Source organism: Anaerorhabdus sp. (assembly GCF_036657415.1).
Classification (GTDB): Bacteria; Bacillota_I; Bacilli_A; order Erysipelotrichales; family Erysipelotrichaceae; genus Anaerorhabdus.
The window spans coordinates 1-10136 of record NZ_JAVXGL010000071.1 but is presented as its reverse complement, the minus strand read 5'-3'; the positions used below and the strand labels follow the sequence as shown (position 1 = coordinate 10136).

Annotated in this window: 10 protein-coding genes and 1 pseudogene; 2 read left to right on the top strand and 9 right to left on the bottom strand. The window is 32.9% G+C overall.

The window, feature by feature from the left end:
- Positions 1-109: 109 nt before the first annotated feature.
- From RSB60_RS09190 to RSB60_RS09165, 6 genes are all read right to left on the bottom strand, one after another.
- Positions 110-757: a CBS and ACT domain-containing protein gene (locus RSB60_RS09190; RefSeq protein ID WP_332615898.1), complete on the bottom strand. Its 648-nt coding sequence runs from the start codon at positions 755-757 to the stop codon at positions 110-112.
- A gap of 4 nt (positions 758-761) precedes the next feature.
- Positions 762-1466 carry an ABC transporter ATP-binding protein gene (locus RSB60_RS09185; protein ID WP_323381871.1) on the bottom strand — a complete coding sequence of 235 codons (705 nt, stop codon included), beginning with the start codon at positions 1464-1466 and terminating at the stop codon, positions 762-764.
- A 2-nt stretch (positions 1467-1468) separates the two neighbouring features.
- Entirely contained in the window at positions 1469-2227 is a 759-nt protein-coding gene (locus RSB60_RS09180; protein ID WP_323381872.1) for an ABC transporter ATP-binding protein, read from the bottom strand.
- A complete protein-coding gene (locus tag RSB60_RS09175) occupies positions 2224-3195 on the bottom strand; it encodes a branched-chain amino acid ABC transporter permease (protein ID WP_323381873.1) in 972 nt (323 codons plus the stop codon). The genes RSB60_RS09180 and RSB60_RS09175 overlap by 4 nt, the downstream gene beginning before the upstream one ends.
- Positions 3196-3205: 10 nt before the next feature.
- A complete protein-coding gene (locus tag RSB60_RS09170) occupies positions 3206-4084 on the bottom strand; it encodes a branched-chain amino acid ABC transporter permease (RefSeq protein ID WP_323381923.1) in 879 nt (292 codons plus the stop codon).
- Between the two features lie 80 nt (positions 4085-4164).
- Positions 4165-5331, bottom strand: coding sequence for an ABC transporter substrate-binding protein (locus RSB60_RS09165; RefSeq protein ID WP_323381874.1), 1167 nt, complete (start codon positions 5329-5331; stop codon positions 4165-4167).
- A 209-nt stretch (positions 5332-5540) separates the two neighbouring features.
- Here RSB60_RS09165 and RSB60_RS09160 point away from each other — a divergent pair, with 209 nt between their 5' ends.
- Complete coding sequence (locus tag RSB60_RS09160) at positions 5541-6026, top strand: hypothetical protein (protein WP_323381875.1); 486 nt, start codon at positions 5541-5543, stop codon at positions 6024-6026.
- Positions 6027-6037: 11 nt separating this feature from the next.
- On the opposite strand, the gene RSB60_RS09155 is transcribed toward RSB60_RS09160, so the two are convergent.
- The 3 genes from RSB60_RS09155 to RSB60_RS09145 are packed head-to-tail and all read right to left on the bottom strand — an operon-like array spanning position 6038 to position 9497.
- Positions 6038-7024: an aspartate-semialdehyde dehydrogenase gene (locus RSB60_RS09155; RefSeq protein WP_332615893.1), complete on the bottom strand. Its 987-nt coding sequence runs from the start codon at positions 7022-7024 to the stop codon at positions 6038-6040.
- 11 nt (positions 7025-7035) lie between these two features.
- Positions 7036-8343: an aspartate kinase gene (locus RSB60_RS09150; protein WP_323381877.1), complete on the bottom strand. Its 1308-nt coding sequence runs from the start codon at positions 8341-8343 to the stop codon at positions 7036-7038.
- On the bottom strand, positions 8340-9497 hold the full coding sequence (locus tag RSB60_RS09145; protein WP_332615891.1) for a homoserine dehydrogenase: 1158 nt from the start codon (positions 9495-9497) through the stop codon (positions 8340-8342). Before RSB60_RS09145 ends, RSB60_RS09150 begins: the two co-directional genes overlap by 4 nt.
- 87 nt (positions 9498-9584) lie before the next feature.
- Here RSB60_RS09145 and RSB60_RS09140 point away from each other — a divergent pair.
- Positions 9585-10136 (top strand): annotated as a pseudogene (locus RSB60_RS09140) (threonine synthase); the annotation flags it as partial.

The following is a 10136-nucleotide window of genomic DNA, read 5'->3' as shown; positions in this document are numbered from 1 at the left end:
AACTAAACCTACCCCACATAAAACTAAAAATAAAGTCCAATTCATCACAACACCCTCCGTCAATAATTATAACAAGTAAAAGAGGAAATTACTATTCCCTCTTACATTTCTATTCTTTTGCTGATGTTATTGTTGAAACTACCTTATAACCGGCATCATTCAAGATTTTACCCATCACATGATGATCAACATTGTTTGCACGTATAACTACATCAATATGTTCAGGTTTTGAATACACAGCTAAGTTAGTAATATTTGCATTTTGATTAAAGAAAATTTTTGTTATATCTGATAAAATACCTGGATGATCATCCTTGATTTCAAGTACATAGCGAGCTCCTTGAGTATAATATCCCAATAAATCTACAAATGCATCAAAGATATCATTTTGAGTAATAATTCCAATAACTTCATTATTTTCTACTACAGGTAAACATCCAACATCATTTTTACGCATCTTTACTGCTGCTTCTTCTAATAATGCATTTGGCTTAACTGTTTGTACATCTTTTATCATTATTTCTGAAACATTTGTTTTAGAAAGCAAGTAGTTAAGCTCATAAATTGATAAACTTGTTGCTTGACTTGGTGTATTAGCTGTAATTGTTCCTTCAGTAATAAGTCCTACAAGTTTGCCATCTTCAACTACCGGTAAACGATGAAAGTCATTTTGTGACATAATATCTAATGCTTTACTAATTGATGTTTCCTTTGTAATGCAATAAGGATCACAGGTCATTCGATCTTTTACATACATACGCTTATCCTCCTAAGTATGCTTTCTTTATCTCTTCACTATTCGCTAATTCTTGCCCAGTACCTGTAAGTACTATTTCACCTGTTTCAAGTACGTAGGCTCTATCCGCAATTCCTAATGCCATTTTAGCATTTTGTTCGACCAAAAGAACAGTAGTTCCTTGATTTTTTATGTCTTGAATAATTGAAAAGATTTCACGCACCAACAAAGGCGCAAGACCCATGCTTGGTTCATCCAATAATAGTATCTTTGGCTTAGCCATCAAAGCTCGCCCCATCGCTAACATTTGTTGTTCCCCACCAGAAAGAGTACCTGCTAGTTGTTTACGTCTTTCTTTTAATCGTGGAAAACGTGTATAAATCATTTCTAAATCTTGTTGAACGCCTGCTTTATCCTTACGAGTGAATGCACCTAATTGCAAATTTTCTTCAACTGTTTGCTCCGCAAAAACACGTCGTCTTTCAGGAACTTGGGCTAAACCCATTGATACAATTTTATCAGCAGGAATCTTTGTTATATCTTTATCTTCAAGATAGATTGCACCTTCACTAGGTTTCAGCAAACCTGAAATAGTATGTAGTATTGTTGTTTTACCAGCTCCATTTGCACCAATTAGCGCAACAATTTCACCTTGATTAATTTCAAATGAAACACCTTTTATTGCTTCAATTACACCATATCGAACATTTAAATTTTCTATTTTCAACATAACTAGTCTCCTAAATAAGCCTTTATAACTTGTTTATTCTTTTGAATTTCTTCTGGTGTTCCACAAGCTAATACCGTTCCATAGTTAAGCACAGTAATTTTCTCGCAGATTCCCATAACGAGTTTCATATCATGTTCGATTAGTAAGATAGAGATTTTAAATTGACTGCGCACCTTACGGATTGTATCCATCAATTCTTGTGTCTCTTGAGGATTCATACCAGCTGCTGGTTCATCTAATAATAATAACTTAGGATTTGTCGCTAGTGCTCTTGCAATTTCCAATTCTCTTTGTTTTCCATAAGGAAGACTAGATGCTTTTGTATGTGCAAAAGTATGAAGTTTAAATACTTCTAAAAGTTTCATAGCCTCTTTTTCCATGAAATTCTCATCTTGCCAGTAAGCAGGTGTACGGAATATACCTTGGAATAAAGAATAGCGAACTTGATTATGCATTCCAATTTTTACATTTTCCAAAACAGTTAAATCTTTAAATAAACGAATATTTTGAAATGTTCGTGCAACACCTAATTTTGCAATTGTACTTGGCATTTTACGATTTAATTTAACACCATTTAATTCTATGACTCCATCTGTTGGAGCATAAACACCTGTAAGTAAATTAAAAATTGTTGTTTTACCAGCACCATTAGGTCCAATAAGACCATAAAGTTGATTTTCATCGATTGTAAGGTTAAATTGATCAACTGCGCGTAATCCACCAAAGTTAATCCCTAAATCTTTAACTTCTAATACACTCATTGTTTAACCTCCTTTCGAGATAATTTATTTTTGACTTTATTAATATACATCATAACTGTAGCATTGTTTTTTGCTAACATCATTAAAATTAATACTAGCGCATAAATCAACGTACGATAGTTCGCAACACTACGTAGTAATTCTGGAAGAACTGTTAATACAATAGCTGAAATAATTGCACCTTTAATATTGCCCATACCACCTAATACAACCATTACAAGTATTTCAATTGATTTGTTAAATGTAAATGTTTTTGGTTCAATAATTCCCATATAGTGAGCATATAATCCACCTGCAACACCTGCAAAAAACGCTGCAAAGATAAATGCCAAAATCTTATAGTAAGATGTGTTAATTCCACTTGCTTCAGCCGCAATTTCATCTTCACGCACCGAAATAATAGCGCGGCCATGACGAGAGTTTACTAACATAACCACAATAATTACGGTTGCTGCGGCAAGGAAATATGCCCATGCAAATGTCGAATAACGCGGAATTCCTGCGAACCCCTTAGCACCACCAACAAAATTAAGATTTAATAGAATTGTACGAATAACTTCACCAAATGCTAAAGTAATAATCGCAAGATAATCACCTCTTAATCGAAGTGTTGGAAATCCAATAATTATTCCAAATACAAGAGCCATTACACCACCACACACAAGCGCTATTGAAAAACTCAACAATGGTGGAAGTGATACAAAGACAACTTTTGTTAGATATGCTGATGTATATGCACCAACCGCCATGAACCCTGCATGACCTAGTGTTAATTGCCCAAGAAATCCAGTGGTTACATTTAAACTGACTACTAAAATAATATTAATACATGTTGAAAGTAAAATACCTGAATAATAGCGATTAATAATTCCTTCTTTAGTTAAAAAAGTGATAATGAAATAAACACCTACAATACCTAACACTGTAAGTAGAAGTAATATTTTTTTATTATTTTTTATTTTTTTCATTTTATTTCACCTACACTTTCTCTTTGCGATTTTTCCCTAAAATTCCTGCTGGTTTGAATACTAGCACAAGAATTAGAATTAAGAATACAATCGCATCTGTAAGTTGTGATGAAATATAAGCTTTCGTTAAACTTTCAACTAGACCTAAAATAAAACCACCTAAAACTGCACCTGGAATAATGCCGATACCACCCAGTACCGCTGCAATAAATGCTTTTATTCCTAGTGTAGATCCCATGAAGGGATTAATAAGTGGATAAGATGAACTATATAAAATACCCGCTATTGCAGCAAGTGCCGAACCAATCGCAAAAGTGATGGATATTGTTTTATTAATATTAATACCCATTAATTGTGCCGCACCTTGGTCTTCACTAACCGCACGCATGGCTTTTCCTGTTTTTGTTAATTTTACAAATCGATCTAAAACAATCATTAAAATTACCGATATCACAAAGGTTAAATAATAATTTGCTGTAATCGAAAAATCACCTATTGTTAATGGCGGAAAATTAATGATAGTTGGAAACGGTTTAGGATTTGACGTAAAAATTAATTGGAACAAACTTTGTAATAAAAAACTTACTCCAATCGCCGTAATTAAAAGCGAAATTCTCGATGAATTTCGTAATGGCTTATACGCTACCTTTTCAATAATTACACCTAGTAAAGCGCATACAATGATGGATATAATAACTGCCACAAACACAGGAAGACCAAGAAGTGTCATACAAACAAAAACTGTGTATGATCCAACCATGATAATTTCACCATGTGCGAAGTTAATTAATTTTGCTATCCCATAAACCATTGTGTATCCTAACGCTACTAGCGCATAAATACTTCCAATATTCAATCCATTTAGTACTTGAAGAAAGAATTGAGAAATATTCATTTTAGTACCCCCTCTTTAAAATGGAAAAGAAAGGGGAGCATGCGGCTCCCCAATCTTATGCTTTGAGTAATTTCTTACTTTGTATAAGTTGTATATTTACCGTCTTTAATTGTGATATAAGCTAAGTCTTTAATTGGATCCCCATTTTCATCAAATTCAAGGTGTCCTAAAACTCCATCAAAACTAATATTTTTTAATGCATCTACAATTGCTTGTGGATCTGTTGTTCCAGCTTCTTGAATTGCTTGAATCATTAATTTTGCACAATCATATCCTAAGTATGAGAATGATGTTGCGTCAACACCGTATTTTGCTTTATAAGCTTCTGCCCATGCAATAATTGCTTCATCATCTGGTGAATAGTGGTTACAGAAGATAGCTCCTTCAACTGCACTAGCATCTTCAACTACACTTAATACACCATCCCATCCATCACCACCGATGAATGTTGCTTCAATACCTAATGCTCTAGCTTGTTTTGCAATTAATGCATTATCTTGATAATAGTTAGGAATATATAATACATCAACATTCGCATTTTTAATTGTTGTTAATTGAGTATTAAAGTCTTTGTCACCATTAGAATAACCTTGTACTTCAACTACTTTTCCACCTTTTTCTTCGAATGCTGCTTTGAAATTTTCAGTTAGGCCTTCAGAATAATCAGCGCCTGTATTATAAATAATAGCAGCTGTTTTTGCACCTAATGTATCAACAGCGAATTCACCCATCATTCTCGCTTGAATTGGATCAGTGAAACATCCTCTAAATACGTTAGGTCCTGTTTCTGTAAATGCTAATGCAGTTGCAGATGGTGATAGAATAGGAGTTCCAATTCCTTGAGATGCTGAACCAACTGCTGTTGATTCTCCACTTAGAACAGCGCCAACAATCGCTACTGCTCCATCACTGTCAACAAGTTTATTATATGAATTTGTTGCTTCAGTAGCATCACCTTTTGTATCATATGAAACTAGTTTTACGGTCTTATCCAGCAGTTTACCACCACCTTCATTGAATTCTTGAATTGCTAAATCAATACCATTTTTAACAGCAGTACCATAAACTGAATACTCTCCTTCATAAGGACCCATAGATCCTATAACGATAGTATCGGTATTGCCTCCTGTAGAACCACCATTAGTGGTAGGTGTGTCTGTTCCATTATCTGACGAGCATGCCACAAGCGTTGCTGCAAGACCAAGAACAAGACCGCTTTTAACTAGTTGTTTGAATTTCATAAACTTTTCCCTCGATCTTTCCATCTCCCAATGAGATTGTCACTATTATATGAAATATATTTCACATTTTCAACATATTTATGTAAATTTTTTCTATTTTTATGAAAACTCTTTCATTTTTTGACTGTAAATCAATGAAAACCCCTTTAAATACGCAAGTATCTTGATTTAATTCAAAAAAAGGATATATTGGTATTAAGGAGATTTTTATGAAAAATATTACTCTACTTTTTTTCCTCATGCTAGTGAGCATCGGCTGTGTAGGATGCAATAATGAGAAATCAAACAATGAAGTTGAAAATCTTTCAGTCGCAAATCCTTTTAAAACTGTTGAATCAAGTGAGGCATTCAAAAGTTTTGGAATTTCGATAGAAGCCCCAGTTAATTCTACCAATATTGAATACTACACAATTGATAATAAAACTGCACAAATTGATTTTGATTTGAATAACCATAGATATACGTATCGTGCTACAAAAAATCCAGTAGCTAAGATGCATGGAATCTATGACAATGTAATCAATACTGAACAATTCTTTATTGAAGACGTTATCGAAGTAAACATCGATACAACAGATACAGATGTCACTATCGTAACTTGGTCGAATGATGATGTATATTATTCACTTACAACAGATGCAGTTATTGATAATGAGGTTGTATTGGAAATGGTTCAAGAGCTTACAAAAAATTAAAGGGTCACGCATTAATTGCGTAACCCTTTTTCTAATTCTTCAATAATTTGAACCGCATTCGTTGCAGCTCCTTTTCTTATTTGATCACCAACACACCAAAATGTAATACCATTTTCAAATAAAATATCATTACGGATTCTACCTACAAGAATTTCATCCTGATTACTTGCATCAAGTGGAGTAGGTAATTCCATAATTTGAATTCCTTTAGCCTTTGCTAATGCTTGTTTAAACTTCTCAAGTTCAACAATATCTTGTGTAAAACATGTACAAGATATTGAATGTGATCGCATTACAGGCACTCTCACACATGTACAGTTAACTAATAAGTCATCATTATGCAAAATTTTTCTTCCTTCATTTTGCATCTTCATTTCTTCACTAGTATATCCCAAATCATTTATGTCTCCGATTTGTGGAATACAGTTGAACGCTATTTGTTTTTGAAAGGTATTTACTTTACATGCTTGGCCATGGCCAATTGATTGGATTTGTTGATTTAATTCTTGCATCCCCATAACTCCTGCTCCAGACACAGCTTGATATGTTGATACCATCATTTTATCAATTTTCGATAGACGGTTTAAAACCGAAGCTACCATCAAAGTTATAATTGTAGAGCAATTTGGATTTGCGATTATTCCCTTATGTTTGAAGATATCTTCACGATTTACTTCAGGCACAACAAGTGGGACATTCATATCAGATCGAAACGCACTACTGTTATCAACATAAATACATCCTGCATCAACAATCTCCTGAGCTATTTCTTTTGAAATATCAGCTTCTAGTGCTCCTAGAACATAATCTAATCCCGCAAATCTTTTGGTCTCTAAGTTTTCAACAATAATCTTATTCCCCTTGAAGTCTACTTCTTTACCTGCACTTCTTTCACTTGCAAACAAGCGTAATTCTTCAATTTTTAAATTTCTCTCAACCAAGCACATCAACATTTGTTGACCAACAGCACCAGTTGCTCCTACGATTCCTATTTTCATTTTATTCACCTCTACGCAAAAGAATTATATAAGACATGAATTGCTTTTTCAAAGTCTTCATTTTCAACACCTACAATAATATTTATCTCATCACTACCTTGAGCAATCATGCGAATATTTATTTCATAATCACCTAACGTTTTAAACAATTGTCCTGAAACACCTACATGCTTTGCCATGTTTCTACCTACAATTGCTAATAATGATAGGTTATTTGTAACTTGAACATTTTCACTACCTGTTACTTGCTTCAATTGGCTCACAATTTCATATAGAAAACGCTCAACTGATTTTGTTGAAACAACAATTGAAAAGTTATCAATTCCACTTGGCACATGTTCAACACTAATTTTATATTTTTCAAAGACTTCTAATGCTTTTCTAAGTAATCCTATTTCATTTGAAGCATTGTGTCGATACATTGTAATAACCGTAAAGTCTTTCTTTCCTGCTATTCCAGTAATCATATTCTTTGACTCATCATTTATAATCTTGTCACAAATCATCGTTCCTTTGAAAGATGGATCATTGGTATTAAGAATTAAAATTGGAATATTAGAATCTTTAACTGGATAAATTGCATCTTCATGTAGAACATTAGCACCCATATAAGATAACTCTCTTAATTCACTATATGTAATTTTCTCTATTTGTTTAGGATTTTCAATTATCCTTGGATCTGCCATAAGAATACCTGAAACATCTGTCCAGTTTTCATAAACTTCAGCATTACAAACACGAGCCAATATGCTTCCTGTAATATCCGATCCACCCCTCTTCATTACGTGAATATTACCATCTGGCATTGATCCATAAAAACCTGGAACCACAATTTTTTCATACTTATTAATGGCATTCTTAACCATCATTTCAGTTTTATCAAAATCAATAGATCCATCATAATTAAACCAAAGAATATCTTTAGCATCGACGAACTTGTATCCTAAGTAATCCGCCAATAAGATACCTGTTAAATATTCTCCACGTGATACTAAATCGTCAATTGGACAACGTTTAGTAAGTCCCATTTCAATTTCTTCTAAGTCTATTTGAATATTTGTTTTTAAATTTAAATCATTTTGAATTTTAATAAAACGATTTGCAATTGTAGAGAATAATTCTTTGAATGATACTGAATATTGAAGATGAGCATGTACAAGGTACAACAAATCTGTAATCTTATTATCATTAGGTGATTCTTTTCCAGATGCACTTGTCACAATGATTTTTCTTCTTTCATCACTCATTATAATGGATTTTACTTTTTTAAATTGTTCACTTGAAGCTACTGATGATCCTCCAAATTTTGAAACTATCATAAAACTCTCCTTCTTGCATAAAAGAATTCACAGTTTGCATTCCTTAGTTCTTTTATCCATTTATTTTTTTCTTCAACAGTACTTGGTTTTAAAGTTATATAATACCGTTCATCTACTTTTTCAACAAAATCAATCTTTTCTTCAAATATCATTGATTGATCTTCATTCATACAAAATACGTAGTTATTCAATGTGTCACCTCGATCAATTACGCTATCCACTAAAATACATTCTCCATCATAGCGTCGATCATTAATATCTAATAAATCTTGAATCATTGCATTGGCTGTTGGTGCTTGTCCTGCGCCTTGCCCAATAAACATCAACTCACCTATTGTATTTCCATAAAGAGAAACAGCATTATTGTTTTCATCTACTGTTGCGTATTTTGATATTGATGAGACCAACACCGGTTCAACACAAGCATAAAATTTATTATTTTCAAAATGAGAATATCCCATTAACTTAATCAATAATCCCTCATTTTTAAATTTCTTTAAGTCATTCAGCTTCACAGTAGAAATGCCAAAACAATCAACTTCATCTGTATTGACTCGGATGTTATAACCAAGTGAAGATGAAATACATATCTTTCTTAATGCATCAATCCCATCAACATCTGCAGAAGGATTGCTTTCTGCATAACCAAGTCTTTGGGCATCTTTAAGAACTTCAGTATAATCTCTATCTTCTTTGAGCATATGATCTAAGATATAATTTGTCGTTCCATTCAAAATACCTTCAATTCTTTCAATTTTGTCAATTCTTTTTGCCTTGATTAAACCTTGAATCCATGGAATACCACCCGCTACACTAGCCTCATATCGAAATTGACAATGGTTCTCTTTTGCAAGTTTCATATATTCTTCCAAGTGGCATGCAACAGTAGTTTTATTTGACGTAATTACATGAACACATTGAGATAAAGCATATCGGATATATTCATATGTTGGTGAATCACCAATAATCATTTCCATTAATACATCGACATCATAATCAAATATTTCATAGAAGTTGGTTGTAAATCTCTCATCTAGACAATCCTTCTCAGAATGAACAACAATCTTCACAATTTCAAAATGAGGAAATCTTTCCTCTAATATTTTTACTACCCCTTTACCAACTGTTCCATGCCCCAAAATAGCAATTTTCATATTTTCACCTGTATTCGTGTAAAATACACTTGTTTTTCTATGATGGACATTGTATCATGTGTTCATGAACAAAACAAGGAGTAATTTATGCAATATTTTTATACTAGTACACGTAATTCGAAATGTAGTTATTCTTTTTCATTATCAGTTCTTAAAGGTATAAGTGACGATGGTGGCTTATTTGTACCTAAAGATCTATCCAAAAAGAATCTCCCAATACAAAAACTACTAACTAAAAGTTATATCGAAATTGCGTATGATGTTTTACATGTTTTCGCAGATGATTTTAGTGATCAAGAATTAGTCAATTGTATTTCTAGTGCTTATACTGAAACATTTGAGACAAATGAAGTTGTAGAGTTAACACCCATTGGTTCTTCAACTTTACTTGAACTATATCATGGACCAACATCAGCATTTAAAGATGTTGCATTACAATTGCTCCCTCTGTTCATGCCTTTATGTGCAAATAAAAATGATATCCACAATGAAATATGTATTCTAACTGCTACTTCAGGAGATACTGGAAAAGCTGCCTTAGAAGGATTTAAAAATAAAGCTGGTGTACAAATCTTTTGTTATTATCCAAATCAATTGGTTTCAAAGATGCAAGAAAAGCAAATGCTCACAACTAAAGGT

Excerpts from the sequence above, each read along its gene's own strand:
- RSB60_RS09190 (WP_332615898.1), bottom strand. The coding sequence starts at position 757 with ATGTATGTAAAAGATCGAATGACCTGTGATCCTTATTGCATTACAAAG.
- RSB60_RS09185 (WP_323381871.1), bottom strand. The coding sequence starts at position 1,466 with ATGTTGAAAATAGAAAATTTAAATGTTCGATATGGTGTAATTGAAGCA.
- RSB60_RS09180 (WP_323381872.1), bottom strand. The coding sequence starts at position 2,227 with ATGAGTGTATTAGAAGTTAAAGATTTAGGGATTAACTTTGGTGGATTA.
- RSB60_RS09175 (WP_323381873.1), bottom strand. The coding sequence starts at position 3,195 with ATGAAAAAAATAAAAAATAATAAAAAAATATTACTTCTACTTACAGTG.
- RSB60_RS09165 (WP_323381874.1), bottom strand. The coding sequence starts at position 5,331 with ATGAAATTCAAACAACTAGTTAAAAGCGGTCTTGTTCTTGGTCTTGCA.
- RSB60_RS09160 (WP_323381875.1), top strand. The coding sequence starts at position 5,541 with ATGAAAAATATTACTCTACTTTTTTTCCTCATGCTAGTGAGCATCGGC.
- RSB60_RS09155 (WP_332615893.1), bottom strand. The coding sequence starts at position 7,024 with ATGAAAATAGGAATCGTAGGAGCAACTGGTGCTGTTGGTCAACAAATG.
- RSB60_RS09150 (WP_323381877.1), bottom strand. The coding sequence starts at position 8,343 with ATGATAGTTTCAAAATTTGGAGGATCATCAGTAGCTTCAAGTGAACAA.
- RSB60_RS09145 (WP_332615891.1), bottom strand. The coding sequence starts at position 9,497 with ATGAAAATTGCTATTTTGGGGCATGGAACAGTTGGTAAAGGGGTAGTA.